This is a genomic window from Pseudoalteromonas sp. AWH4_217, assembly GCF_056161105.1.
Window position 1 is genome coordinate 77,125 of record NZ_JBSWYM010000003.1, and the last position, 26,212, is coordinate 103,336.

Consider the following 26,212-nt stretch of genomic DNA (forward strand, 5'->3'; position numbering starts at 1 on the left):
TATAGATAAATAAAAACAACGAACAAAAAGAGTAAAATCATGTATAAGTTATCACCCATAGCTTCTTTTCTCGCTGCAGTGAGTGTATTTGGTGCTACTGCAAACACCGCACCGATCAGTGTCCACAGTAACAAACAGCTGGAATCTCAGCTGATTGAACAGTTGCAGCAGTCAACGCGCTTTTTCCAGTCCCGTCAGGCAAGCACTCAGCCTGGCTTTGAATTTAAAACCCACAGTCGCAGCAAAGATGGCAAACACCTTCGTCGTAGCCAGTATTATCAAGGGGTCCGCGTACACGGTGGGGAAATTGTCACACACCATGACGCACAAAACTTGTTTAGTGTGTGGTTTTCACCGGAGGGGGATATCACTGGGATCAGTGGTTCAGTGGTACCGGCGCCTAAGCTGGATTCAGTTGTTGCGTCAATTGATGAAGCACAAGCACTGAGTACCGCAAAGGACAGTATTCCGGATCTATTGCTCACTCACGATGAGCAGGTTGAACTGGTGGTTTATCCTTACCAGGGCGGCTTTAGATTGGCATATATGATCACTTTATTTGCTGAGACAGAGCACGCCCCCAGCAGGCCGGAGTTTTTCATTGATGCACACAGTGCCGAGATCCTGAGTCATGTTGAGACTCTGACCCATGGAAAAATTGGCACGGGCCCCGGCGGCAATGAGAAAATCGGCCGCCATTACTACGGCGAGGATAAGCCTAAGTTTTATGCGACGGAGCGTGAAGACGGACGCTGTGCCCTGGCGCATGATGATATTCGCGTTATCGATATGGAACACGACATCAGTAATACAGAGACTTTTGTGTTTGATTGCCATGAGAACCAGCATAAGTCAGTTAACGGTGCCTACTCTCCACTCAATGACGCCATGTATTATGGTAAAGCAACGCTGGAGATGTTTGATGACTGGTACAGCAGTCGCGCATTGGAAGGCGATTTGGTGATGCGTGTTCACTACCGTGAAAATTACCTCAATGCATTTTGGAATGGCAAGGAAGTGACGTTTGGCGATGGCAACTTATCTCGTTATGGCGTGTATCCTTTTACATCACTAGGCGTGGTCGCCCATGAAATTGCCCATGGTGTGACGTCACAAAACTCGAAGCTGGTATACAGCAGTATGTCCGGGGGGGTTAACGAAGCGTTTTCAGATATGACGTCGGAGGCGCTGGAGTGCTTTCTGAATCAAGACGCCGATGGCAATTGTGAAGTGGATTGGTTAATAGGTGCCAGCATTTTCAAAAACCGTATAGCGCTGCGCTATATGGATGACCCAACCAAAGACGGTAAGTCCATTGGTCATGCGGATGACTACACCATAGGGCTGGATGTCCACTATAGCTCTGGGGTGTTTAACAAAGCATTTTATCATCTGGCAAATACGCCCGATTGGGGCGTGAAAAAAGCCTATGAAGTGATGTTGCATGCCAACAAACACTATTGGGTTTACAACGGTAATTTTGAATCGCTTGCTTGCGGTGTAACGGATGCTGCCGAGGAGCTGGGTTACGACATTACAGATGTTGGCGCGGCGTTTAAACAAGTGGGGGTGTTTGCCTGTACAGAAAATAAAGCACCAGAAATCACCATAACGAACCCGGGTGAGGGCAGTCGCTTTAAGATTGAGTCAGAGTTGACCTTCAGTGCTGATGCAAAAGATGACTATGGTGAGGTTGCAAAAGTGACCTTTATGGTGAACGGTAAACAATATCGGACATTAACTGCTGAACCTTTTGAGGTGCGCTGGCAAAGCGATGAAACCGGCATCTATCAACTCAGTGCTGTTGTAGAAGATAATGAAGGACTGACAGTCACCTCAGAACCCGTGCGCTTTACTTTAATAGAACCAGCACAATGCCAGACTCCTCAGTGGAGAGAAAATCAGGTCTATGTACAGGGCAATAAAGCCGCCTTTGATGGCTATGAATATATCGCCAAATGGTGGAACCGAGGGCAGAGTCCCGAGCATAACTCGGGTTCCTGGGGCGTATGGCAGCGCGGTGTTGAGTGTGGTGTCACTCGGGAGCAGCCAAATCAGATACCTGAATTGGCCTTCTTATCACCAGACAATCACCTGGAAGTGAGTGAAGGCAGTAAGGTGGCGGTGGCATTAAATGCAACCGACAGAGATGGCACAATTAAACAGGTACTCGTTAGTGTCAATGGGCAGTTGCTGACTGAGCTTACTCAGGCACCTTATGCATTTAACTTTGACGCAAAACAGGCTGGAGAGTATACCCTCAGTGCGGTTGCCATAGATAACAAGGATGCCCGCTCCGCGGTGGCAACACGCACAATCAAAGTGAATGTAGCAAAAAGTGAGGCTCATGCACCAGAAGTAACTTTGAACAGCCCCAAAAATGGCAGTGAGTTTGCTCCGGACCAGCCAATCGCACTGCAGGTCAGCGCCTCTGATAAGGATGGCGACCTGGCTCAGATCCGCTATTTTGTTAATGGCAAACAGTTGGCCAGTAGTCACACAAAACCTTACTCTGCCTCGGTGACTCTGAGCGAAGCGGGTGCCTATGAGGTGTATGCCGTGGCGAGCGATAAGGGGGGGCTGCAAACTCGTTCAGCCACGCATAAGATAAGCATCAAAACTAAGACACCGCAATGTCGGGTTGGTGCCTGGTCCGCCAACACGGTTTATACCGCTGGCGATCAGGTGAGTTACAACGGTCGATTGTTCGAGGCCAAGTGGTGGACACGCAATCAGAATCCGGCCGACAACTCCAGCCGCTGGGCAGTGTGGAAAGTAATGGGGGCATGTAACTAAACTAATATAGGGCCTGATCTGTCAATGACCTCAGGCCCTCTTATAAAATGGTCTGCACAATCACAACCAGAGCACGGTGTTTTATTGCGCAAAGGGTAACATTTAATAACACACAAGCCATTGTTACCCATACATATCCAGATACAATATGGCGTACTTGCAGTTTAAGGACAACACATGATGAGGATAAAAACACTGGGTGCATTGGCGCTGGCTAGCATGTTAACAGGCTGCGGTTCAGGCAGTGACGGAACGACTCTCGGGCAGGGGATACCACCCAAGCCCACCGAGAAAAATTCAAAAACGGTCACCCAAGGGTTTGAGGTTCACATATTCAATCGAATGGCGGAACAGGACACACAAAACCCAGAATATAATCGAGACACACCGTATCAGGTAGCTGAGGAAGTGGCCTATCAGGACATTGTTTTTGGGCTGGACACTCAAACGATGTCGGTCACAACGGCATCCTGGCTTGATATACCTCATTCGTTTTCATTGATCAAAAAAGCCTATGCTTTGTCGCCTGTACCGCCTCAAACAGAAGAGAACATCGTCTCAATTGACATTACTTCAGCGTTCGATTTTAGCCAGGCATATCCGTCCGGTAGCAATCTTAATGCACTATTCTCGGTAACTTACGCTGATGCACTGAATAAGTACTACTCCTACAAAAACGAGACGAAAACCTTTTTTACGGTTGAGGAGTATGTGCAATATGGTCGGGCTAATGGCGGGCTAAATGCCGGGTTTACACGCAATCTGGTGTTGAATAGCGGGCCAGACTACCCTGTGAATATGACTTTTTATATCGAGATTGAGTTGGACAATGGCAAAATCTTCTCCCTTGAAACACAAGAAGTGGCCCTTAAACGTGTTGATATGTAAAGCCTAGATGAGTTATAGGTGTGGGGTTGTACCAATAGATTGTTTTCAGCGTTCCTGAGTGCAACTAAAGATCCAAAATATATGCTCATCAATAATATGCCATGCAAGTAGACATAATGCAGATAAGGGCCCGTTTACTAAATACGTTTTGATGTAAAAGCCGGAGCAAATAATCTGGCTTTTACATCAAGGCTACTCTATCCGGGAAAGCTAGTATTGTTGTACTACTTTAACGGCATCCGTTACCGCGTCGGATGATACAAAACCAATGGTATCTGGGTTTGCTGAGACCATCTTGAGCACTTCTGCATCATTTGATACTTCTTTGGGTGGAGTCCCTTTACCGGTAAAAATAAGTTTTGACCAATAAGCTTTGAGCTGCGCAGACGACTTACTGAGCGCTTTGTTATTAAACTCATCGGTGACAGCATTTCCGGCTTCTTGTGAAACCGGAATAGCTTTGTTTCCGTTGGAGAATGACTTCTCTTTACCTGTAAATATACGCTTAATCGTTGAGGTATCGAAACTACTGTCATTGCTGGGGTGAACCACAACGGATACGCCGGCAAAGGCATTCAGCGCCGACGACAATAACACTACACCTATTAATTTTTTCATGTCATTTCCCCTAAAAAACTAAATCAATACCAAGCGTGAGTGATTCGCTGTCGCCTGCCACTGCCAGTGCTGTGGAGTCGTCCTCGACTTTGTCGTACTGTACCTTAAAGGCGGCTGATGGATGAAAATCCCATCTGACCCCTACGGCACGGGTGTCGTGTTTTTCCGGGTCGTCACCATCTTTTTGCTCAAAGTTGGAGTACATAATATAGGGAGTGATGCTGTCAAAGCGATAACCAGCGCTGATCATATAGGTATCCAGGTCACCATCCAGATCAAGGCGGTTAAATTCAGATAGAATAAAGACATTACCAAAGTCAGCGTTAGCGGCCAGGCCATAAAACTTACCATCTCGCGAATCCGAACCATTCCACATTTCAGGTTCACCGTTACGGAAGCGTTTGTTGGTGTAGCGCATATGTGTAAAGCGCAGCTCTAGCCAGTCGTAACTGAGTTGTACTACTCCACCTAAAATGTCTTCCCAGATCTCGCGGGTTGGCGTCTGGAAGAAAAACTCAGAAAGGAGTTTATTTTCGGTGTCATCCTCACGTCCGGTATAGACGTTAGCAGTCACCCCCCAGTCACCGATTGACCCGCTATATAACAGGTTGACACCCTCATAGTTAAAGATTTGCCAGGTGTAGTTGTCGGCAGGGGCCCGCATCCATACATAGGCGTAACCCACGTCGTAAAAGTCAGAATAGTAAAATAAAGGAAGACGCTTTTTACCGGCCTGCAGTGTCCAGCTGTCGTTAATGTCGTATGAGACATAGGCCCATTCAAATTCGGCATCATAGTCATTGGCACCGCGGGCAACGATCTGTCCCGTGACGCTTAACCCTTCACCAAGATCGCCGCTGACCTGTAATCCGATTAAGGATTCCGGCGAGAGTGAAAAGTCTTCTTTATAGGCACTGACTATGGGGTAATCGGCTAAAAAAGTGGGCTCCAGGCCAAACTGAGGCACGCCCGAACCACTTAGGACCTGACCTCCTGTGATACTGGCAAACCCGGATATGTTGACCTCGGCATGAAGCGCTGTCGACGATAAAGCTGCGACCAAGAGAGTATATTTTAGTTTCATGGATAGCTCCGCTAAACTCGTGTTATTGGCACGGCTAAGTATAGTTAAATATGCGAAAAAGAAAGTTTTATTGAATAAATTACGAACAGCGCTAAGCTTTAGCTTGATGGGTGTATGTTAAAGTGGTAGGCGCAAGGAGTCAGGCTGGCCTGTTGTACATCAGAATCGTTTTTACGCTAATTTAGCGTCAGCTTACAAGGTGTGATATGTCGATACTGTCTGGCTTAAAAAACTTAAGTATTTCCAAGAAAATACATGCTCTTACCGTGGTCGCCGTTGCTGCTTTTGTTGTTCTGGTGATGATCAATTATACCTCTTTGCTTGAAAATCAACGTTCTTTGGATGAACTGGAAAACCAGACTTACAAGCTGCTCATTTTAACGTCGAAGAATGTCACCACAATGCAAGTCATTGACGAAACGTATACGCAGTCAGTCACCTTTGGGGACGCTGAATTAATTGAAAAAGCTCAAAATATGAGTGCTGAGTTACTCGATAGCCTACGTCAGATACCTGCGTTAAATGAAAACTTTCCGACTGCCTCTACCATAGATGACATCAGAGCCTATGAGACCATCGCCAGAAATATCGCCAGTAGTATGCTCGACGGCACCGCTGACTTTTCGACCCTGCCACAAAAAGCAAACCAAAAGAGAGACCTGTTTGAAGGCGTGATGCAGCGCCTTAGAGATGATCAGAAACGTGCCGATGCGCGCTTTTTTGAGCTGGTGAACAACACCAAAATGAATGCCGATAGTGCATTGGGGATGATGTTCATGGTCGCAATTGTGTCTTTGATCATCGTGATTATTCTCGCCGTACTGATTGCAAAAGGGATAAGCTCAGCGGCCAAAGAAGCGGCCAGCAACCTGCACTTGCTCGCCGAAGGAAAGGGGTCACTCAGCTCGCAGCTAACGGTGCATTCAGAAGACGAAATTGGTCAGGTTTCAAAAAACTTTAACGCTTTTATAGGGCTACTAAGAGCAACTGTGGTGGACGTTGTTGCCGTAGTTGAGCCTTTGACCAAAAACTCGACGCGACTGGTAGAGGGCATGCAGTCTGCGGAGCATGCAACGCAAAGACAGTCCAGTGATGCCGAAGTTGTCAGGCAATCAATGGAAGAAATGAAACAAAGTGTGGGAGATATTTCTCAGTCGGCTGCGAGTGCATTTCAGGCCGCTGAGCTGGCCGAAGGTGCGGTTGATGAAAGTATGAAGCAAATCGATGTGTCGGTTGCTCAGTCGCAGGAACTCAGTGCGGAGATCAATAAGGCCGCCAGCACGATCAACAAACTGGCGGACGACACCCAGAATGTCACTCAAATCCTAAATGTAATTACCTCAATCGCCGAGCAAACGAACCTGTTGGCGCTAAATGCAGCGATAGAAGCTGCACGGGCAGGTGAGCAGGGGCGTGGATTTGCGGTGGTCGCTGACGAAGTAAGAGAGTTGGCTTCGCGTACGGCAAAGTCAACCAATGAAATACGTGAGCTCATTAATGTGCTGACCGTGGCGGCATCCGATTCGGTAAAAGCCATGAACAGTGCGCGGGATATGGCAACCAATAATGCGGAGGCCGCGCAAGCAACAGGTGCATCTATTCAGTTAATCTCAGAGCAGATACTTGCTATCAACGGGATGAACTCGCAAATCGCGACCGCCACCGAGGAGCAGACCTCCGTTGCTGCTATGGTTGTGACTAATGTATCTAACATGCATAGCTCGTTTGAAGAAACCATGACTGCTCTGTCTCAAGTGGGTGATGTGGCCCAGAATCTACATAAACTGTCAGACAACTTGCTCAGTTCAACATCTAAATTTAAGGTGTAACAAAAACAACTGCGAGCAGTGATCTCTTGGTGGGGGTCATTGTTCGCTTCTTAAATTTAGTCCCGTGTCGGGAAAACTCTGGCAATGCTTTGTGATCTCCATCGGTTGACACTCTGACAGGTACTTTAATGAGCATATTGCTTTGCATCGTGGAGTCTGTGCTCGAGTAAAAGGTCTCTGGACTCAAGTCTTTGTTCAATTAATGTTCATAGTTGATGTAGGCTTTGACAACAGCAAAAGTAACTGTTTCAGGTAGTATCATGGCTGAATACACATTTCGCTTTAAACTCATCGTGTGTCTATTGTTTTGTCTTGCATTTAGTCCATTGTGTCTGGCAGATCCCTCTGCTACACCTGAGAGTATGGCCGAAAAGATTGAGCACAGTAATGGACATGAAAAAGTCGAGGCGATCATCGAGTATGTTGCAAAACACTTTCATTTTCATACCAGCCAGTCATTAGAATATGGATTGCAGGGCCTGGATTTACTGAAAGAGAAGCCAAACGCCGATCAGTCTGCCAGACTATTAAGTCATATGGCGCGTGCGTATATATCTAAGCGTGATCTTAAGCAAGCAAGAGATTCCGCTGATCAGGCGAATCATCAGGCACTGAGAAGCGGCATTGTGTCACACCAGGTGCTGGCTAAGCTGGTTTCTGCGGATGTTGCAACACGGCAACGAGATCAAGCATTTGCTCAGACAGAGCTTGATTCTGCTATCGAATTAGCAACGCAGATAGGGCATGACAGGTATCTTGCACGCGCGCATCAGTTATCAGGTGTACTCAATGTACAGTTGATGCGTTTTGATGATGCATTAGCCGATTTTCTTTATAGCCTGAATTTATATCGCAACTTACAGGACATCTACAGAGCATCTTCTATTCATCAAAGTCTGGCGTCTTTATACAGAAGAATGAATCTCTACGAAAAGGTGTTGTTTCATCAGAACAAGGCTATCCAGATAGCGTTACAGCTCAAAGATGACAGAAAGCTGGGAGTCTATTACAGCAACATGGGTACCTACTTTGAGGAGATTGGTGACTATAACAGCGCCATAGAGTCGTACCTTAAATCTTTGGCATATAGGAGAGCCCTAGACTACAAAATGGGTATGATCCACACCTACAATCGCCTAGGCTCTGCATATCGTTTAGCGAAAGACTATAGAAACGCTGAAAATAGCCTTCTGGAGGCACAGCGTTTGAAGCAGGAGATCAATCGCTTTGATACCAACATATCCACGTACCTGGATCTGGGGCGATTGCACATAGATACTGGAGAACTGAAAAAAGCAAAAGACTATCTAAACAAAAGTTTGCCATTGTATCTGGGGTCACCGTGGGAAGATCGTATAGCTGAGATCTATCAGGCATTCGCGCAATTGTCGTTGCAGCGAGGAGAAGCAGACCAGGCGATTGAGCACTATCTCAGAGCCATTGAAATTGCCCATCGGCATCAAAGAGACACCCTGGTGCTGCAATATCATCGTGAGCTTGCACAGGTTTATGAGCGTGTTGGTCAGGCGCGGGAAGCGCTCAAGTATCTGAACGCATATTTACGGCGTCAAACCGAGTGGGAAGACAGGAATAACCAGTATCGGCTTAGTGCGTTGAGTGTGGAGTTTGACGTAGAAGAAAAGGAACGTGAAATTGCTGCTCTGGTTCAGGAAAACCGAATTAAAGATTTAGAAATAGAAAAACAGGCATTCCAAAAAGGCGTTGTTCTGATTGCGTTGGTGCTGGCATTTGGCACCGTCTTCTTTTTGTATTTTTGGTACAGCAAAAACAAACAACTTAAGGTAGAGCAACGCGCGTTGCAACAAGTGAGTGATGCAAAAGAGCGCCTGCGATTGGCTTTATGGGGCAGTGGGGATGAACTATGGGACTGGGATTTGGCCGCAGGTGTGATCACGCGAGATAACCGACTGGGTAACTTGCATTTACCTGACGCGCACATTGGCTCTGATCTTGGCACACTCAAAGCGTCCGTTCATCCACAAGACTATCCAAAGTTGCAGGAGGCGTTTAACAGGCATCTGAAAGGAGAAAGTGATTATTATGAGGTGAGTTACCGGGTTAAAGACAAGCAGGGTAACTGGTTATGGGTGTTGGACAGAGGCAAAGTAACGGCACGCAACGAGGGTGACGAAGCCATCAGAGCGTGTGGCACAATCAAGGATATTTCAGAACTTAAGGCCACAGAGCTGGCGCTGGCAGAGCTGAATAAATCCCTTGAAAAGCGAGTTGAAGAGCGGACCGAGCGTTTGCAACAATCCAGAGATGAGCTGGCACATACCCTGGAAGAACTCACCGCAACGCAATCTACGCTGGTAGAAGCACAAAAAATGGCGTCTCTAGGACGTCTGGTGAGCGGTGTTGCTCATGAGCTCAACACACCACTGGGCACAGCAATAACAGCAAACTCAGTATTAACTCAGTCTTTGCGAAGCTTTAAGGATAAACTGGACAGTGGCAAGCTGACATTGAGCGACACTCAGGCCTTTATTGACCTTTCAGAGTCTAGTGCGCAATTAATGGATAGCAATACAGCCCGTGCTGCTCAGTTGGTTAAGCGCTTTAAGCAGGCATCTGCACACGAGTATGTCAGCAGTGACGACCCAATAGAACTGAAATCCTTTATCAAGACGTTTTTGGCCTACAGAACAAAGGAAAGCAAAGTAAAGGTAGAGCTTGATTGTCACGATCCAGTCAATATCTTCAGTAATGGTCAGGCACTTGAAAAAATACTCGAAGACTTGCTTGCGAACGCGATAGATCATGGCTTCGATGCTGCTGAGGGGCGTATTTTGATTCAAGTCAGACAACAAGAAGAAATGATAACCATACTGTTTTCAGATAATGGGAAAGGGATCGACAAGGCTGAGCTTACGCAGATTTTTGAGCCGTTTCATACTACTGCGCGCCATAAAGGGAGTGTAGGCCTGGGCTTATATATGGTGTTTAACTTGGTGACCTATGTACTAAATGGCAACATTCAGTGCAAACCCAATGTGCCACAGGGCTGTACATTTGAGCTGGTTTTTCCGTCAAAAAGACTATAGATTTTTGCAGTGACTTAGTTGAATTAATCAATTCTTTAGGTCAATGTATATGCACCCAAAATAAATACAAAAAGGAGCTCTGCGTGACAGAGTTACTGGTTCCATATCAACTGACTATTCTGGTGCTCGGGTTAACGGGTGGCTTGTTTTTAATTCAACTGGCGATTGTCGATATTATCGCAATTAAGCAACAGCATCCGCCTGGCGTGGCGGTCACGCAGGACCCTCAAACGCTGTTGTTTCGTAGTAACCGAGTATTTGCCAACAGCAACGAAACAGTGGGGATCTTGATACTGGTGGTGCTTTTTGCGGTTTTCTCGGGTACACATCCGGGTTGGCTAAACGGATTAGCTGTCACATATCTGCTGTCCAGAGTCGGGCATATGGTGTGTTACTACTTAGACCAGAAACTATTGCGAAGTATCTCTTTCGGCGTCTGCTATCTCAGCCTGTTGGGTATTTTTATTAGTGGCATGACCGCCTGGTTAAGTTAATCCAGGCATGTGTATTCAGGTTATGGCGCGAATAATAATACCGGGATCTGTGATCCCTTCTTTTTTCAGCGCCTCCTGAATGTTTTTGATCATGTCAAAATACTGCTCCTGCAACTGCATCAGGTACTGGCTTTTCATTTCTGTCAGTTGCTGAGTTGCCTCATCGGGCTCTCGCTCGGTTTGCAATGCCATTAACTCTTCTTTGAGTAAGGTCATTTCTTCTTTGAGCTTTTCCAGACGTTCCAGCATACGCTGGATATAGGCAGGGACATCTTCAAATTCCTCAGCGTCTTCTTTGGCTTTTTCCCCGGATAGTACATGCTTGTCTTCATCAGATAAAGTTATGCCCTGAGCTTCTTCTGCGGTGTCTGTTGCAGACGGCGTCGTCTGTTGTTCTTTGGTTGCAGCCACTTCATCTGTCGCGGTGGCTGCAGGTTTACTCTGAAAAGCGGTAATGTCTCTGGATGTCTGGTGAATTATAAATGTCATAGCACTTTCCCTGATCACGCTTGGCTAAACATACAAAGTATCGATTAATACTTTTATCTTAATTTATATCGACATTTAATTGGACATCTTTAGGACAAAAGTCACGACAAGTGCGACGGCCTGCGCCAGAATTTGTCTTTTAATATCGGGAGGGCGCCAAGCAAAATCAATAAATAAGCGCCAGAGAGAGGCATTATGATCGCCAGTATCACACCAAATAAGGTGAGTGAGGGGGCAAATAGCCCTGGCACGGGTATCTGATATGTGCTGAGTTGGCGTAACACAGAGCCAAGGAGTAAAAACAACACCCCACTGCTTAGAAACCACACGATGGCTTCGCGGTCAAATAGCATACTGCCGTTGACGACGGTCGTGGCGAACCAGCCTTCCCGATGCATTGCGGTGAGTACCTCCCAGCCCATCAAAATGCCGACCAGGTTGTGAAGCAGGCCTGTGACAATCAAGCCATTTCCTATAAAAGCGGCGCGATTCATAATAATGCCTCCAGTTGCGTTTTCGCCTGTCGGGAACTCAGTGTCAGACACTCCTGAACGGACAGGCGAGGGTAGAGCTGCTGTAGCCCCAGAAAGCTGGCATAGCTGGTGGTTGCTAGTTGCTCTGCCTGTGTTGAGTCTAAACCTAATTCAAGGTAACAGGTTTTAAGGTAATGCTGACGCTGAGTGTCTATGGTGCACAAGTGATGCTGGATGCTGGTATCTTTCAGCGCCCAGGCCCGAATATGCATTTCAGCTTCAATGTCCGTCGCTGCAATGGCTTCATCGAGGCGTTCCAGCCTGGTCTTGGGACAGGGCTGTGTATCGGCAATGGCAATCAGGCGTGCAGTGGCTTGCTCATACCAGTAAGTCATCAGTGCATCGATAAAAGCCTGGCGATTTTTAAAGTGATGATAAAAAGAGCCCTTAGTTACTTTTTTACGGCTGCACAGGCGGTCTATAGTCAGAGCATCAGGTCCACTGCGGATCAGCGTTTTTAGTGCAAATGCAAGCCAGCTTTGTTTTGCGTCGCTCATAATCTGCCAGCCTTCTTGGCATTGTGAATAACACTGCGAGCGATGACATAATGAAAGGGCAAAATGGCAGTGAGGTAAATGCGACCCGTTAAGGTTTTTGGATTTACCAAAGTGGATACAATCACCGTGTTTTGCTGTTTTTTGACGCTCAGGTAAAAGGCCATATGGCGGTCTTCAGCGCTGCTGATAATCTCCTCAGGGTACTTTTCGCAAACGTTCAGAAAGCCTGCCTGATCGCCTACATCCAGCTCATCACCGGCGGGCACCATAGTGTTTTGCCCGACTGAAAAACCAAATAGAGCGACTAACTTATTTCTGAGTCGCATCAACTGTGTTACCCCGCCGGGCATAGTATTAAAAATCCGGTATTGCAGCTGGCTGGGTGTTAGGGATGGTGTGTCGAGTGTGACTTGTAGCGCGTCACGAAAATGGTGCGCGCATGCTTTTGCCTGAAGGCGATCTGGCACTGAGGTAAGACTCATAATCTGACTAAACATAAACAACTCCGTTTGATGATAACTGAACATACCATACTGTATGGTATTTTTCTGTGCAATGGTTTTGCGTGTTTTTTATTCGGAAGTAATAGCAAGGGGGGACATAAGCCGGGTCAGTGACAATAACCCGGCAAAAAAGCGTGGCTTAGAATGTCCAGGCCAGGTGCACCTGAGGAACCGATTCATTGGTGTCGGTGCCCAGTTTATTGCGCCAGTACTGCCATTCGATACCCAGCATCAGCTGGTTTTCGGGCATCTCCAGTGCGTGACCCAGATCCCAGCGCAGAATAGGTTGCGCCAGTAGCCAGCCTTTCACATCACCGCCCACTTCGTTATCGCGGCCGGTGATGTATTCCACATGACCTGTAAACTCAAATTTTTGTCCGCCAATGGTAAACGGGTAGCCCCAGGCCACATCCAGCATATAACTGTTGGTCTCTTTCGGCGCGCCGCCAGCATTAACGCCGCGACTGTCGTCGATATAGCCGGTCAGGGTGGTAGAAAAGAAATTAAACCCGTCGATATTCCAGGAGAGTTTTACGCCTGGCAGATATTTCATCACCTTGGCATCGCCTGCGGCGTTAAAGCCCATCACAATCCCAACGTCCTGAAGCGCAGAGTCATTAAACTTCAGATCTGCCAGCTTCCCCAGACTAAATGTAGAGTACCATTCTCCGTAAAAGTCGCCATCCTGATAGCCATCGTCCAGATCGTCTGTGCTGTAATCGATAAAGAAGAAGTTATCGCCATAACGGTAACCGGAGGCATGTTGCAGAGAATAAATCGTCTGATTGGCCTTTTGCTGACTAAATGGATTTTTAAATTCACCGTGATTAAGGTGTAGCTGAGTGTTACTCCAGTCAGCCGCCGCAGCCGTACCAGCACTAAGCATAAGACTCAGAGTGAGCGCAGAAAAAAGTGGTGTTTTCATTGTTTCTCGTGTGTATGGGGTTATAAACAGCTGAATTATAAACGCAAATCAACAAACAAGTGGAATAAAAACACGCATTTTCTTGGTTTAGGACAAATAATGGCACCCTGAGGATGCCATTTCTGTTTGGTGATTAGTCTTTATGGCGGCGCAAACATATAACGGTAATGGCCGTAAACGCCAGAATAAAGCAGTAAAAGGACGAAGTAGAAACTTCCCAGGGGCTGATCTTAAAAGTCGCGCCCAGCAACAAAGCTTGTGCGCCATAAGGCAGCGAGCCCTGCATGACACAGGCAAAAATATCCAGCAGGCTGGCTGAACGCTTACCAGAGATCTCACCATCATCGGCCAGCTTTTTAGCAACCGGACCAGCAACAATAATACTCACGGTGTTGTTGGCGATACACAGGTTACTAGTCAGTACCAGCGCGGCAATACCCAGCTGATCGGCCACTTTTCTGTGCCATTTGGCAATGATGGCCGTGATTGCCTGGATCTTGTGAGCCAGATAATCCAGCCCGCCATTGACGCGGATAAATTCAGACAAGCCACCGATGAACATAGATAACAGGAAAATTTCCTGCATATCACTGAAGCCTTTGTACACGTCTTTAACGAAAGCGGCACCTTGATAATCGCCAGTGAACCCCATCAGTGCAGCGAAAATAATACCGCTAAAGAGCACCACAAAGACGTTGATGCCGATCACTGCCAGTACCAAAATAAAGGCATAGGGCAATACCAGTAGCCAGTCAAAAGGCTTGGTTTCAACCGCCTGTGGCTCTGGGGTTAGGAATACCAGCAGCGCTACGGTAAGCACGGCAGCGGGCAGGGCAATTTTCAGGTTTTCTTTAAATTTGTCTTTCATTTCACAACCCTGAGTACGGGTTGCTGCTATGGTGGTATCCGAAATGATAGACAGGTTATCACCAAACATCGCACCGGAGACAATGGTACCTGCCATCAGAGCGGGATCGATACCGGTTTTAACAGATACAGCATAAGCAATTGGGCCAATCGCACCGATAGTACCCATTGACGTACCCATGGCAGTCGAGACCACAGCGGCAATTAAAAACAGCCCGGGTAACAACAGGCTTGGCGGGATCAGCGATAAACCAGCATTGACGACGGCATCAACGCCGCCCGTGGCGCTGGCCACCGATGAGAACGCACCGGCGAGCAAGTAAATTAAACACATGGTGATGATATTGCTGTGTCCGGCGCCTTTGATAAAGGTTTCAACGCTCTGGTTGATGGTGCCTTTGTTGATCCAGAACGCGATCACTATGGCGGGTAATATGGCGACCGGTGCCGGTAGCTGATAAAAAGCATAGTCGACGCCCTGTGATTGCAGGTACAGACCTGCGCCCAGGAACAGGCCAACAAAGGTTAAAAGAGGTAGCAAAGAAAGTTTTGCTTGTGTGTGATTTAAGTGTGGCTGCATAGCACTCCCCAAAAACTAACCACAGCCAACGAGTCCATTATTAGCTGCATTTAAACTACATCGCCCGCAATAATTGAAATCGGCGAGGGCGGAAGTTTATATGGTTAGACGTCTAAAGTCCATTGTGTTTCGTTATTATATTTTTCTACCTGTCTGAGCATTTAGCTTTGAGCGTGAGCAGAGCTTTTGATAGCTCACAACACGACTTTAAAGTGTGCTCGGCCTTGCTGGTTGCACGTCAATGACGAGCCTGCAAAACAGGATAGATTCGTATTATTGTCAACTGACTATGACACAGAGATAGGGTAAACTCTAGAGCACAAAATTAATCACCTGGCATAAAAGCGGGGTGATCGAGCTTATCTCTCTTGCGCTGAAAATCGGGAAAATACGTTTCCGTACCACCAAACAGGTGGCATATCTAACACAAAGGAAAACCGTAAAATGACACAAATCGGTATTTTTGGCGCCAATGGCCGTATGGGCCTGGCGCTGATTGAAGCAGTCCAACAGTCTCAGCATTGCCAGCTTGGCAGCGCGTTCGTCAGAGCTTCCTCGCCACACCTTAATCAGCCTATTGCCACACTACAGCCGCAAGCACCCGCCGGGTCGACCTTCAGTTCTGAACAGCAATTGGATCCTGAACTGGATGTACTGATCGACTTTACGCTACCAGAGGGCATGCTTGGCCATTTGCAACAGGCTGTGGCGAATAAAACGCCTATGGTGATTGGCACAACGGGCCTGAGTGCAGAGCAAATGCAGGCATTAGAAACCGCCTCTGAGTCTATTCCGATTGTTTTTGCACGTAATTTTAGTGTGGGCGTGACGCTGATGCTGGACCTGGTGCAAACTGCCGCGGCAAAGCTGGCCGATGAAATGGACATTGAAATCTTTGAAGCCCATCACCGTAACAAAGTCGACGCACCGTCGGGGACCGCACTGGCGATTGGTGAAGCCATTGCCGAGGCAAAAGGCTGGGATCATGACCAGGTTGCACGCTATGACAGAACTCAGGTACATGAGGCTAAAAGTCAACAAGAAATTGGCTATTCAGTGCTCAGAGCTGGCGATATAGTTGGTGAACACACGGCTTATTTTGCCACCATGGGAGAAAGACTGGAATTAACACATAAAGCAACATCAAGATTAACCTTCGCATCAGGTGCTGTAAGGGCTGCGCAGTGGTTGAAAGATAAGCCGAACGGACTTTATTCCATGCAAGATGTGCTTGGATTGAAGAGGTAAGCTTACTATTTTAGCGTGTTCGTTAGTAAAAGTCGCTAAAAACCTTATTTTTTTATTTTTTACGTGAATTATTAGACGAATCTAAGAAAGTGCTGTAGACTATAACGAATTTGCCAAAATTTTAATAACTGCGTGTTACCAAGCGCTTTGTAAACGGGAAAACAAGCGTTGGCTTGCTCCCGTTTTTTACTATCTAGGAGGTTAACTTGACTAAATCCGCTCTCTTAGTCCTTGAAGACGGCACTGTGTTTCGCGGTACTGCCATTGGCGCTGACGGCCTGTCCGTTGGTGAGGTAGTATTCAATACGTCTATGACGGGATATCAAGAAATTTTGACGGATCCTTCTTATGCAGAACAGATTGTGACGCTGACTTACCCACACATCGGGAATACCGGTACTAATAGTGAGGATGAAGAAGCCGATAAAATCTGGGCTAAGGGTCTGGTAATTCGGGATTTGCCATTGCTTGCAAGTAATTTCCGTAACGAGCAATCGTTAAGCGACTACTTAAAAGAACGCAATATCCTTGGGATTGCCGATATAGATACGCGTAAGCTGACGCGTATCCTGCGTGATAAGGGCGCTCAAAATGGCTGCATCATCGCGGGCGATGAAATTGATGAGCAGCAGGCACTGGAAGCGGCAAAAGCGTTCCCAGGCCTTAAAGGGATGGATTTAGCGAAAGTCGTAACAACAGAACAGACTTACGAGTGGCGTGAAGGGAGCTGGACTTTAGGTCAGGGCTTTCAGACTCTGAGTGCTGAAAATGAGCAATTCCATGTTGTTGCGTATGATTTTGGTGTGAAAAAGAACATTCTTCGCATGTTAGTAGACCGTGGCTGTAAACTAACCGTAGTACCAGCAGAAACCTCCGCTGCAGAAGTACTGGCGATGAATCCAGACGGTATTTTCCTGTCTAATGGCCCTGGCGACCCAGCGCCTTGTACCTACGCAATCGATGCGATTAAAGCTTTCTTAGAAACTGATACGCCTATCTTTGGCATTTGTTTGGGCCATCAGTTACTGGCGCTGGCATCCGGTGCACAAACGGTGAAGATGAAATTCGGTCACCACGGTGGTAACCACCCGGTGAAAGACCTGGACCGTGACGTGGTAATGATCACTGCACAGAACCATGGTTTCGCAGCGGACGAGGCTACTTTGCCAGATAACCTGCGTGCAACGCATAAGTCGTTGTTCGACGGAACCCTGCAGGGCATTCATCGTACCGACAAGCCGGCCTTTAGCTTCCAGGGTCACCCAGAAGCGAGCCCGGGTCCGCACGATGCAGCACCGCTGTTCGACCACTTCATTGAATTAATGCAAGCACGTAAAGCCTAATTAGAACCGGAGTAACAATGCCAAAACGTACCGACTTAAACAGCATACTGATCCTGGGCGCAGGCCCAATCGTCATCGGCCAAGCCTGTGAGTTTGACTATTCTGGTGCTCAGGCGTGTAAAGCGCTAAGAGAAGAGGGCTACCGGGTTATTCTGGTGAACTCAAACCCGGCAACCATCATGACCGACCCGGAAATGGCCGATGCGACATACATCGAGCCAATTCACTGGGAAGTGGTTGAAAAAATCATTGAAAAAGAAAAGCCAGATGCAGTACTACCGACTATGGGTGGTCAGACTGCCCTAAACTGTGCGCTTGACCTGGACAAGCATGGCGTACTGGCTAAGCACGGTGTTGAGCTGATCGGTGCAACCGCAGATGCCATCGACAAAGCTGAAAACCGTGAACGCTTCGACGCGGCAATGAAGAATATCGGCCTTGAGTGTCCTCGCGCAGAGATTGCTCACTCAATGGATGAAGCGCACGACGTGCTGTCGCGCATCGGCTTCCCGTGTATCATTCGTCCTTCTTTCACTATGGGTGGTACCGGTGGTGGTGTTGCCTATAACATGGAAGAGTTCGACGAAATTTGTACCCGTGGTCTTGATCTATCTCCAACCAACGAGCTACTGATCGACGAAAGCTTACTGGGCTGGAAAGAATACGAAATGGAAGTGGTGCGTGACAAAAACGACAACTGCATCATTGTGTGTTCTATCGAAAACTTCGACCCTATGGGTGTACACACGGGCGACTCAATCACAGTAGCACCGGCACAAACCCTGACTGACAAAGAATATCAGCTCATGCGTAACGCCTCGATGGCGGTATTGCGTGAGATTGGCGTAGAAACCGGTGGTTCAAACGTTCAGTTCGGTGTTAACCCGGATGATGGCCGTGTGGTTATCATTGAAATGAACCCGCGTGTATCGCGCTCATCTGCACTGGCCTCAAAAGCAACCGGTTTCCCGATTGCTAAGATTGCGGCTAAGCTGGCAGTGGGTTATACCCTGGACGAGCTACAAAATGACATCACAGGCGGTGCAACCCCTGCGTCATTCGAGCCGTCAATCGATTACGTTGTAACTAAGATCCCACGCTTTAACTTTGAGAAGTTTGCCGGCGCTAACGACCGTCTGACTACACAGATGAAGTCAGTAGGTGAGGTGATGGCCATTGGTCGTAACCAGCAAGAATCACTGCAAAAAGCACTGCGTGGTCTGGAAGTAGGTGCAACGGGTCTGAACCCAATTGTGGCACTGGACGACCCGAAAGCGAAAGAAACCATCATTCGTGAACTACGTGAGCCAGGCGCAGAGCGTATCTGGTACATTGCCGATGCAATGCGTCACGGTATGAGCGTAGAAGAAGTGTTCGAGCTGACCAAAGTAGACCGCTGGTACCTGGTTCAGATTGAAGACATTCTGAAAGACGAAGCCACCATCGCTGAAGTGGGCATGGCTGGTCTGAACAAAGACTTCCTGCGTCGCCTGAAACGTAAAGGCTTCTCAGATCCGCGTATCGCTGAGATTGCCGGTGTATCTGAAAAAGAAATTCGCAAGAAGCGTCACCAGCTGGGTATCCTGCCGGTTTATAAGCGCGTAGATACGTGTGCAGCAGAATTCAGCTCAGACACCGCTTACATGTACTCATCTTACGATGAAGAGTGTGAAGCGGCACCGTCTGACAAAGACAAAATCATGGTGATCGGTGGTGGTCCTAACCGTATCGGTCAGGGCATCGAGTTCGATTACTGTTGTGTACACGCTGCGCTGGCAATGCGTGAAGACGGCTACGAGACCATCATGGTGAACTGTAACCCGGAAACGGTTTCAACTGACTACGATACTTCAGATCGTCTGTTCTTCGAGCCAATCACATTGGAAGATGTGCTTGAAATCGTGCGCGTTGAAAAGCCAAAAGGGGTAATCGTTCAGTACGGTGGTCAAACACCACTGAAACTGGCCCGTGACCTTGAAGCGAATGGCGTGCCTGTAATTGGCACTTCTCCTGACGCAATCGACCGCGCGGAAGACCGTGAGCGCTTCCAACAGCTGGTTGAGCGTCTTGACCTGCTTCAGCCTGAAAACGCGACGGTTACGTCACTGGAAGAAGCGATTGCTAAATCTCAGGAAATCGGCTTCCCACTGGTTGTACGTCCTTCTTATGTACTGGGTGGTCGTGCGATGGAAATCGTGTACGACGAAGATGACCTGCGTCGCTATATGACCGAAGCAGTATCTGTGTCTAACGAAGCACCAGTATTGCTGGACCGTTTCCTGGATGATGCCATCGAAGTCGACGTTGATGCGATCTGTGACGGTGAGAACGTCATCATTGGCGGTATCATGGAGCACATTGAGCAAGCCGGTGTTCACTCTGGTGACTCAGCCTGTTCTTTGCCAGCACACTCTCTGTCTCAGGAAATCCAGGACGTAATGCGCAAGCAAGTGCGTGACATGGCACTTGAGCTGGGCGTGGTTGGTCTGATGAACACCCAGTTTGCAGTCAAAGACGGTCAGGTTTACCTGATTGAAGTGAACCCGCGTGCTGCGCGTACCGTTCCGTTTGTTTCTAAAGCAACCGGTGTTGCGCTGGCAAAAGTGGCGGCGCGTTGTATGGTTGGCCAGTCACTGGAAAGCCAGGGCGTGACGAAAGAAGTTATCCCGCCGTACTACAGCGTAAAAGAAGTGGTACTGCCATTTGCTAAGTTCCAGGGTGTTGACCCAATGCGTGGTCCTGAGATGCGCTCTACCGGTGAGGTAATGGGTGTTGGTGAAAACTTCGCCGAAGCCTTCGCAAAAGCGCAATTAGGTGCATCAAACGCTTTACCACGTGGTGGTCGCGCGCTACTATCTGTTCGCAATGGTGACAAGGCACGTGTTGTAGAGCTGGCTAAGACCATGAAAGCCATTGGCTTTGAGCTGGATGCAACCAAAGGTACAGCACAAGCTCTGGAAGACGCCGGCATCGAAGTACGTCGCGTAAACAAGGTATTTGAAGGTCGTCCACACATTCTTGACCGCATCAAGAACGGTGAGTACAGCTACATTGTAAATACCACAGAAGGCCGTCAGGCCATCGAAGATTCGAAGGTGTTACGTCGTGGTGCACTTCAGCATAAGACTAACTACACCACTACGCTCAACGCAGCGTTTGCAAACTGTACAGCCAATGAGGCTGACGACAGAAGTTCTGTAAACTCTGTTCAGGAGCTACACCAGCGTTTGAACTAAGAAGAACAAGGCCAGGGCGCAAGCCCTGGCAATGAGTGAGATACTATGCAATCAATTCCGATGACAGTACGAGGCGAAGAAATGCTTCGTGAAGAACTGAACCATTTAAAGAAAGTCGTCCGTCCTAAGATCGTTGCCGACATCGCGGAAGCGCGTGAGCACGGCGATTTGAAAGAAAACGCCGAGTACCACGCTGCACGTGAGCAGCAGGGATTCTGCGAAGGCCGCATCCAGGAAATTGAAGCCAAACTGTCTACATCACAGGTTATTGACGTCACTAAAATGGCAAACAATGGCAAAGTGATCTTTGGCAGCACGGTGACCATAGTCAATGTTGATACAGACGAGGAAGTGACCTACAAGATCGTAGGTGACGACGAGGCAGACATTAAAAACAATCTGATCTCGGTTAACTCGCCCATTGCACGTGGTCTGATCGGAAAAGAACTGGATGATTCAGTGACCATTCAAACTCCAAACGGTAGCGTTGAATACGACATCATCGAAGTTGAATATGTCTAGATTTGTCTAACCTATAGCACCAAAAACCCGACCCAGTGTCGGGTTTTTTATTGCCCACTCCTTAACCTTGTGCCAGATCAAAGAGCCGCAAAAGCAGCGCGTTATGATGAGTTTAACAAAGGAGAACATCATGACTGCTGACCAATTAACGAGTTTTCTCAAATCCAAACAAAATGAACTGAGTCAACGGATAGCTGCCATTGAAGCCGATTTCAGAAAGGGCCGGTCGGCCAACTTTGCAGAGCAAAACACCGAGCGTGAAAACGACGATGTACTGGATGAAATTCATCAGGAAGCCAAGCAAGAGCTGGTCATGGTCAATCACGCGATACTGCGAATAGAGCAGGGCAATTATGGCCTGTGTCAGCATTGTGAAGAACAAATCAATCCGGAGCGTTTAAACGCTCTGCCTTACACAACGACTTGTATTAAATGCGCAAAATAGAAAGGACCGTATTATGACAATTGAAAAACATGATCTGCACCACGAGTTTCCTGAGTATAAAGACGAGATCCACCACCTGAAAATGAACGACGCGCATTTTGCACGCCTGTTCAAGGAGTACCACGAGTGCGATCACGAAGTACATCGCATTGAAACCGGCGCAGAGAACACCTCTGACGACTACCTTGAATCACTGAAAAAACAGCGCCTGCACCTAAAAGACCAGCTGTTTTCTATTATTAAGAAAGCGCAGACTGTTGCTTGAGACGAATAAGTCTTAACTTTAACTGTCAGGTTTGGCTGATAGAGCTTAATCTGACGGTTTTGTGTGTGTTAAGGGCGGGGGTTTAGTGATCGCTTGTTTTTGGCTCATTGTGAGTGACGTAAATGCGCTGATGGTGGCTTTGAGCGAAGAACGGACATTTTTACAAAGTGCCTGATTTCGTCCTATAACATTATTACTCGCCGGTTTGGGGTAAGGTGACAAAGTGGGGTTTAACGCAATGTTATCTTTTTGTTTACATTGGAAGTTATTAGTGGAATTATGAAGGTATGTAATATGAGCCGCTTTGGTGTGTTATGAACTATCAAAGTGGGACAGACTTGAGTTGTTTGCTCCTATTCAGGTGTCACCAATAAATAAGGATGTATATAAATTGTCTCAATACTTAAAGTTAGGCGATGACCAATTGCCAGTAGAGTTGACTCCTTACGGTGACAATGGTTCTTTTAAAGTTATCGGGGGCTGCACTTGGGCAAAAACTGAAGATGAAATTACTCCAGACTCTTTACGCTCAAGAATCGAGCCTTGGTTAACTGCACTTTTTCAATCTGAACACCTTAATTTACTTGTTGGTGCAGGCCTTAGCACTGCGGTTCAGCAGTCTGCAACAGGTCAGAACCCACAAGGTATGGGATGGATAGAAGATCTAAAAGTTTGTAAGTCAGAACTAGATGCTTATGTAGAAAAAACAGCTATAGCTGCTGGCAGGGATAAGGGAAATATTGAAGACCAAATTCGTTCTATTAATGAATTAATTAAGGGCTTAGAAATACTTGTCGCGTTAAATCCAGCCCCTATAGTTCCCCCGCCACCACCAAACCCACCTTATAGATATTTACCGACTGAGTTGGAGCAGTTAAGGGAAGAACTCTCACGATGTTTACAGTTGTTTGCTCAATCAGTTAGTAATGGTGAAAAAGCAATCCGCGACGCTGAACCGAAGTTAAAAACGGAGACATTTAATTATTTAGTCAATTTTTTGATGAGCTTTTCAAGTAGGACTTCGACACGTGATAGGTTACATATATTTACTACAAACTATGATCGAATTTTAGAAACAGGGGCCGAAATAGCCGGCCTTAGATTGGTCGATCGATTTGTCGGTAGTATTGCTCCAATTTTCAGATCATCTCGCTTAGAGGTTGATTATCATTACAATCCACCTGGTATACGTGGCGAACCAAGATATTTAGAAGGTGTAGCTCGTTTTACTAAACTTCACGGTTCATTAGACTGGTATGAAAACGAAGGGGCTATAAGGCGTTTTGGGCTACCTTTTGGAGCGGCGTCTGTCGAGCCATTTTTACAAGTTGAGGGCTCTGGTACTGCTAACTACCAACAATTGATGATTTATCCCAATTCTGTCAAAGATCGTGAAACATCAGAATACCCCTATGTAGAATTGTTTAGAGATTTGGCATCAGCAACATGCCGCCCAAATAGTACCCTTGTCACCTATGGCTATAGCTTGGGTGACGAACATATAAATCGAGTTCTAACAGATATGCTAACAATACCCTCCACGCATATTGTGATTATTGCCTATGGCGATCCACTCGGAAGAATAATGAGTTTCATAAAAGATAGCGGGCGTCAGGCTCAAATATCTTTATTATTAGGCAGTCATTTTGGAGACTTAAAAACATTAGTTGATTACTACCTGCCTAAAGCCGCAATTGATCGCACTTCAATTAGAATGGCTGAACTTTTGAAATCAAGAGGCTTATATCCAGCTGCAATTCAAAACACAATTGGTGGTGAAGAATGAGCTCCCTACCAGTTGAGCAAGGAGAACAATTAAGAGTTGGCACTGTAGATTTTGTATCACCAAATGAAATCAGAGCTGTCCTTGATATTGATTCACCAGATTCTGTTGCCTTAAATGCTGGAACACCAAGAAACTTCCCAAGAGTTAATAGTTATGTTTTAGTATCTTGTGATAATGGTTATCTGGTTGGACAAATTGAGTGGCTCGCCGTTGAACGCTCGCCTTATCCTAAACAAAGGGATATCCAAGATTTTGGTTTAGTGAATCTACCTTTCCCACAAAAAAAAGTCAGTCTAAATCCTGTAGGAACTTTAAAACGAGTTTCAAAGCAAGGTATTGATACTTTCAAGTTTCAGAGAGGTTCAGAATCATTTCCATCCATTGGTTCTGCTATCTTACTACCAACAGATATACAGCTTAGATCTATTGTTGAATCAGGTAATAATCGTAGAGTTATCATAGGACAAAGCCCGCTTGCGAATAACGCTAACGTTGCTGTCGATCCTGACCGCTTATTTGGCCGTCATATTGCTGTACTAGGAAATACTGGTAGTGGCAAATCTTGTTCAGTTGCCGGTCTTATTCAATGGTCGTTAGAAGCCGCTATGGTATCAGAATCGAAACCAAATGCTCGGTTTATTGTGCTTGATCCAAATGGTGAATATACCCGAGCTTTAGGCCCGGATACAAAATTTAAAGGCCGAGTATTTAAAGTTGAAGCTGGGCAAGGTGAAAACCAACTACAAGTACCTTCTTGGTTCTGGAACAGTGCTGAATGGGCATCCTTTACACAAGCAAGCCCGAAGGCACAGTTGCCATTACTAAAGCGTTCGTTGAGGGCCATGAGAAATGAAGAATTTGAATTACATACGAATTTGGATTTAGAGGTTAAAAAGTACCTTGGAACAATACTTGTCTCTTTACGAGCGGATAAGTCAAAAGGTTCTGCATCACTTAATGATTTTCCAGGTGCCAAAAACCTTTTGGCTAAAATAGACGCTTGGCGGCAAAGTCTTGAAGAATACCAGTCGAAATTAACTTCCTCACATCCGCCTTTGGATCAATTAATTCTTGATATTCAAGATTTTTGTGTGCAAAGAAGCGGAAGATATCCTGACTACAATGCAAAAGTTAGCGCGGTTGATAATCTAATTAATGGGATACTATTATCATTTCAGAATTTCGGTGGTAATGAAGATGAGCTTTTCCCTAAAAGCGAGGATATTCCAGTCCCTTTTGATGGTGGTAATTTAGTTTCGTATTTAGAAGCATTAGCTCAAGAAAATGGTAGTGAGCAATATGTTGAATATTTGGTAGCACGAATACGCACCATGCTCTCTGATACAAGAATGAAGCCTATCACTAATGATGCAGAGCAAAGAGTTGATTTAGCTAAGTGGTTAGAAAATTATATAGGTAAGGATGGGGAAGGTGAGGATGAAAGCTGCGTCTCAATTATTGATCTGTCTTTAGTGCCAAATGAAATCACCCATCTTGTGACTGCTGTCATTTCAAGGATTATCTTTGAGTCATTGCAACGCTATAGACGGATAAATAACGAATCCTTACCAACCGTGCTTGTTGCCGAAGAAGCTCATACATTTATTAAGCGCTATCGTGATGACTCCGAAAGTCAGGATGTTGCTGCTGTTTGCTGCCAAGTATTTGAAAAAATAGCACGCGAAGGAAGAAAGTTTGGTCTAGGAATGATGATTTCTTCACAACGGCCTTCTGAGTTATCACCTACGGTTTTATCTCAATGTAATACTTTTCTTCTGCATCGTATTAGTAACGACAGAGACCAAGAGCAAGTGCACAAAATGGTGCCAGATAACTTGCGTGGACTACTACGCGAGCTGCCGTCTTTACCATCGCAACATGCAATACTTATGGGGTGGGCATCAGAGCTTCCTGTTTTAGTTAAAATGAAGAACCTAACAAAAGAGCAACAGCCACATTCAGACGACCCTGATTTCTGGTGCGTGTGGACAAGAAAAGATGAAGATGGGAACGCGGTTGAACGAGATGCTGATTGGGATGAAGTTGTTAAGGAATGGCAGCAGAGCTAACAATCCACAGGAGAGGTTGAATGGTTGAATAGACATAGCTGGAGCGTCCATATATGTCTATGGTCCACGTACCAGTTTGGGGTGGGTGCCTATGGTCCACGTAGGTGTCGGCTTCGCGACACCTATCCTT

Annotated in this window: 21 protein-coding genes; 13 read left to right on the top strand and 8 right to left on the bottom strand. The window is 46.6% G+C overall.

Annotated features, from left to right (window positions below; all coding sequences use genetic code 11):
- Positions 1-39 precede the first annotated feature (39 nt).
- Both ACXAH1_RS03735 and ACXAH1_RS03740 read left to right on the top strand, forming a co-directional pair.
- Positions 40-2,796 carry an Ig-like domain-containing protein gene (locus tag ACXAH1_RS03735; RefSeq protein WP_475193926.1) on the top strand — a complete coding sequence of 919 codons (2,757 nt, stop codon included), beginning with the start codon at positions 40-42 and terminating at the stop codon, positions 2,794-2,796.
- Between the two features lie 177 nt (positions 2,797-2,973).
- Positions 2,974-3,684, top strand: coding sequence for a hypothetical protein (locus tag ACXAH1_RS03740; RefSeq protein WP_475193929.1), 711 nt, complete (start codon positions 2,974-2,976; stop codon positions 3,682-3,684).
- Between the two features lie 210 nt (positions 3,685-3,894).
- On the opposite strand, the gene ACXAH1_RS03745 is transcribed toward ACXAH1_RS03740, so the two are convergent.
- A complete protein-coding gene (locus ACXAH1_RS03745; RefSeq protein ID WP_138546131.1) occupies positions 3,895-4,302 on the bottom strand; it encodes a type 2 periplasmic-binding domain-containing protein in 408 nt (135 codons plus the stop codon).
- Positions 4,303-4,312: 10 nt separating this feature from the next.
- On the bottom strand, positions 4,313-5,386 hold the full coding sequence (locus ACXAH1_RS03750) for a porin (protein WP_138546130.1): 1,074 nt from the start codon (positions 5,384-5,386) through the stop codon (positions 4,313-4,315).
- 206 nt (positions 5,387-5,592) lie between these two features.
- Here ACXAH1_RS03750 and ACXAH1_RS03755 point away from each other — a divergent pair, with 206 nt between their 5' ends.
- The 3 genes from ACXAH1_RS03755 (at position 5,593) to ACXAH1_RS03765 (ending at position 10,774) form a co-directional block, all read left to right on the top strand.
- Complete coding sequence (locus ACXAH1_RS03755; protein WP_475193932.1) at positions 5,593-7,215, top strand: methyl-accepting chemotaxis protein; 1,623 nt, start codon at positions 5,593-5,595, stop codon at positions 7,213-7,215.
- 260 nt (positions 7,216-7,475) lie between these two features.
- Positions 7,476-10,280, top strand: coding sequence for a tetratricopeptide repeat protein (locus ACXAH1_RS03760; RefSeq protein ID WP_475193936.1), 2,805 nt, complete (start codon positions 7,476-7,478; stop codon positions 10,278-10,280).
- A gap of 83 nt (positions 10,281-10,363) precedes the next feature.
- Positions 10,364-10,774: an MAPEG family protein gene (locus tag ACXAH1_RS03765; RefSeq protein WP_475193937.1), complete on the top strand. Its 411-nt coding sequence runs from the start codon at positions 10,364-10,366 to the stop codon at positions 10,772-10,774.
- Positions 10,775-10,789: 15 nt separating this feature from the next.
- Here ACXAH1_RS03765 and ACXAH1_RS03770 read toward each other — a convergent pair whose 3' ends face one another.
- The 6 genes from ACXAH1_RS03770 to ACXAH1_RS03795 all read right to left on the bottom strand — a co-directional run bounded on the left by ACXAH1_RS03770 (position 10,790) and on the right by ACXAH1_RS03795 (position 15,168).
- Positions 10,790-11,263, bottom strand: coding sequence for a hypothetical protein (locus ACXAH1_RS03770; protein ID WP_475193939.1), 474 nt, complete (start codon positions 11,261-11,263; stop codon positions 10,790-10,792).
- 101 nt (positions 11,264-11,364) lie between these two features.
- Positions 11,365-11,757, bottom strand: coding sequence for a DUF6463 family protein (locus ACXAH1_RS03775; RefSeq protein WP_475193941.1), 393 nt, complete (start codon positions 11,755-11,757; stop codon positions 11,365-11,367).
- Positions 11,754-12,293: a TetR/AcrR family transcriptional regulator gene (locus ACXAH1_RS03780; protein WP_475193943.1), complete on the bottom strand. Its 540-nt coding sequence runs from the start codon at positions 12,291-12,293 to the stop codon at positions 11,754-11,756. The genes ACXAH1_RS03775 and ACXAH1_RS03780 overlap by 4 nt, the downstream gene beginning before the upstream one ends.
- Complete coding sequence (locus ACXAH1_RS03785) at positions 12,290-12,790, bottom strand: DUF2867 domain-containing protein (protein WP_475193944.1); 501 nt, start codon at positions 12,788-12,790, stop codon at positions 12,290-12,292. The genes ACXAH1_RS03780 and ACXAH1_RS03785 overlap by 4 nt, the downstream gene beginning before the upstream one ends.
- Positions 12,791-12,935: 145 nt before the next feature.
- Positions 12,936-13,721 carry a nucleoside-binding protein gene (locus ACXAH1_RS03790; protein ID WP_475193948.1) on the bottom strand — a complete coding sequence of 262 codons (786 nt, stop codon included), beginning with the start codon at positions 13,719-13,721 and terminating at the stop codon, positions 12,936-12,938.
- A gap of 133 nt (positions 13,722-13,854) precedes the next feature.
- Positions 13,855-15,168: a Na+/H+ antiporter NhaC family protein gene (locus ACXAH1_RS03795; protein ID WP_475193950.1), complete on the bottom strand. Its 1,314-nt coding sequence runs from the start codon at positions 15,166-15,168 to the stop codon at positions 13,855-13,857.
- Positions 15,169-15,612: 444 nt separating this feature from the next.
- Between ACXAH1_RS03795 and dapB the strand changes: the two genes are divergently transcribed.
- The 8 genes from dapB (at position 15,613) to ACXAH1_RS03835 (ending at position 26,082) form a co-directional block, all read left to right on the top strand.
- Positions 15,613-16,416 (top strand): 4-hydroxy-tetrahydrodipicolinate reductase, encoded by an 804-nt coding sequence (gene dapB, locus ACXAH1_RS03800; RefSeq protein WP_475193953.1) that lies wholly within the window; start codon positions 15,613-15,615, stop codon positions 16,414-16,416.
- A 206-nt stretch (positions 16,417-16,622) separates the two neighbouring features.
- Entirely contained in the window at positions 16,623-17,759 is a 1,137-nt protein-coding gene (gene carA / locus ACXAH1_RS03805) for a glutamine-hydrolyzing carbamoyl-phosphate synthase small subunit (protein ID WP_475193956.1), read from the top strand.
- 17 nt (positions 17,760-17,776) lie between these two features.
- Positions 17,777-20,995, top strand: a complete 3,219-nt coding sequence (gene carB, locus ACXAH1_RS03810) for a carbamoyl-phosphate synthase large subunit (RefSeq protein ID WP_475193957.1) — start codon at positions 17,777-17,779, stop codon at positions 20,993-20,995.
- 45 nt (positions 20,996-21,040) lie between these two features.
- A complete protein-coding gene (gene greA / locus ACXAH1_RS03815) occupies positions 21,041-21,517 on the top strand; it encodes a transcription elongation factor GreA (RefSeq protein ID WP_046003103.1) in 477 nt (158 codons plus the stop codon).
- 130 nt (positions 21,518-21,647) lie between these two features.
- On the top strand, positions 21,648-21,962 hold the full coding sequence (locus tag ACXAH1_RS03820; protein ID WP_475193960.1) for a TraR/DksA family transcriptional regulator: 315 nt from the start codon (positions 21,648-21,650) through the stop codon (positions 21,960-21,962).
- Between the two features lie 13 nt (positions 21,963-21,975).
- Positions 21,976-22,227 carry an HP1242/YdcH family protein gene (locus ACXAH1_RS03825; RefSeq protein WP_046003101.1) on the top strand — a complete coding sequence of 84 codons (252 nt, stop codon included), beginning with the start codon at positions 21,976-21,978 and terminating at the stop codon, positions 22,225-22,227.
- Positions 22,228-22,534: 307 nt separating this feature from the next.
- Positions 22,535-24,013: an SIR2 family protein gene (locus tag ACXAH1_RS03830; protein ID WP_475193963.1), complete on the top strand. Its 1,479-nt coding sequence runs from the start codon at positions 22,535-22,537 to the stop codon at positions 24,011-24,013.
- Complete coding sequence (locus ACXAH1_RS03835; RefSeq protein WP_475193965.1) at positions 24,010-26,082, top strand: ATP-binding protein; 2,073 nt, start codon at positions 24,010-24,012, stop codon at positions 26,080-26,082. The genes ACXAH1_RS03830 and ACXAH1_RS03835 overlap by 4 nt, the downstream gene beginning before the upstream one ends.
- The last annotated feature ends 130 nt before the right edge of the window (positions 26,083-26,212 follow it).

Bases quoted from the DNA above. Each gene is read 5' to 3' on its own strand.
- ACXAH1_RS03775 (WP_475193941.1), bottom strand. From the start codon at position 11,757: ATGAATCGCGCCGCTTTTATAGGAAATGGCTTGATTGTCACAGGCCTG.
- ACXAH1_RS03760 (WP_475193936.1), top strand. From the start codon at position 7,476: ATGGCTGAATACACATTTCGCTTTAAACTCATCGTGTGTCTATTGTTT.
- ACXAH1_RS03820 (WP_475193960.1), top strand. From the start codon at position 21,648: ATGACTGCTGACCAATTAACGAGTTTTCTCAAATCCAAACAAAATGAA.
- ACXAH1_RS03785 (WP_475193944.1), bottom strand. From the start codon at position 12,790: ATGTTTAGTCAGATTATGAGTCTTACCTCAGTGCCAGATCGCCTTCAG.
- ACXAH1_RS03740 (WP_475193929.1), top strand. From the start codon at position 2,974: ATGATGAGGATAAAAACACTGGGTGCATTGGCGCTGGCTAGCATGTTA.
- ACXAH1_RS03755 (WP_475193932.1), top strand. From the start codon at position 5,593: ATGTCGATACTGTCTGGCTTAAAAAACTTAAGTATTTCCAAGAAAATA.
- ACXAH1_RS03835 (WP_475193965.1), top strand. From the start codon at position 24,010: ATGAGCTCCCTACCAGTTGAGCAAGGAGAACAATTAAGAGTTGGCACT.
- ACXAH1_RS03750 (WP_138546130.1), bottom strand. From the start codon at position 5,386: ATGAAACTAAAATATACTCTCTTGGTCGCAGCTTTATCGTCGACAGCG.
- ACXAH1_RS03735 (WP_475193926.1), top strand. From the start codon at position 40: ATGTATAAGTTATCACCCATAGCTTCTTTTCTCGCTGCAGTGAGTGTA.
- ACXAH1_RS03790 (WP_475193948.1), bottom strand. From the start codon at position 13,721: ATGAAAACACCACTTTTTTCTGCGCTCACTCTGAGTCTTATGCTTAGT.
- ACXAH1_RS03745 (WP_138546131.1), bottom strand. From the start codon at position 4,302: ATGAAAAAATTAATAGGTGTAGTGTTATTGTCGTCGGCGCTGAATGCC.
- greA (WP_046003103.1), top strand. From the start codon at position 21,041: ATGCAATCAATTCCGATGACAGTACGAGGCGAAGAAATGCTTCGTGAA.
- ACXAH1_RS03780 (WP_475193943.1), bottom strand. From the start codon at position 12,293: ATGAGCGACGCAAAACAAAGCTGGCTTGCATTTGCACTAAAAACGCTG.
- carB (WP_475193957.1), top strand. From the start codon at position 17,777: ATGCCAAAACGTACCGACTTAAACAGCATACTGATCCTGGGCGCAGGC.
- ACXAH1_RS03770 (WP_475193939.1), bottom strand. From the start codon at position 11,263: ATGACATTTATAATTCACCAGACATCCAGAGACATTACCGCTTTTCAG.
- ACXAH1_RS03825 (WP_046003101.1), top strand. From the start codon at position 21,976: ATGACAATTGAAAAACATGATCTGCACCACGAGTTTCCTGAGTATAAA.
- ACXAH1_RS03795 (WP_475193950.1), bottom strand. From the start codon at position 15,168: ATGCAGCCACACTTAAATCACACACAAGCAAAACTTTCTTTGCTACCT.
- dapB (WP_475193953.1), top strand. From the start codon at position 15,613: ATGACACAAATCGGTATTTTTGGCGCCAATGGCCGTATGGGCCTGGCG.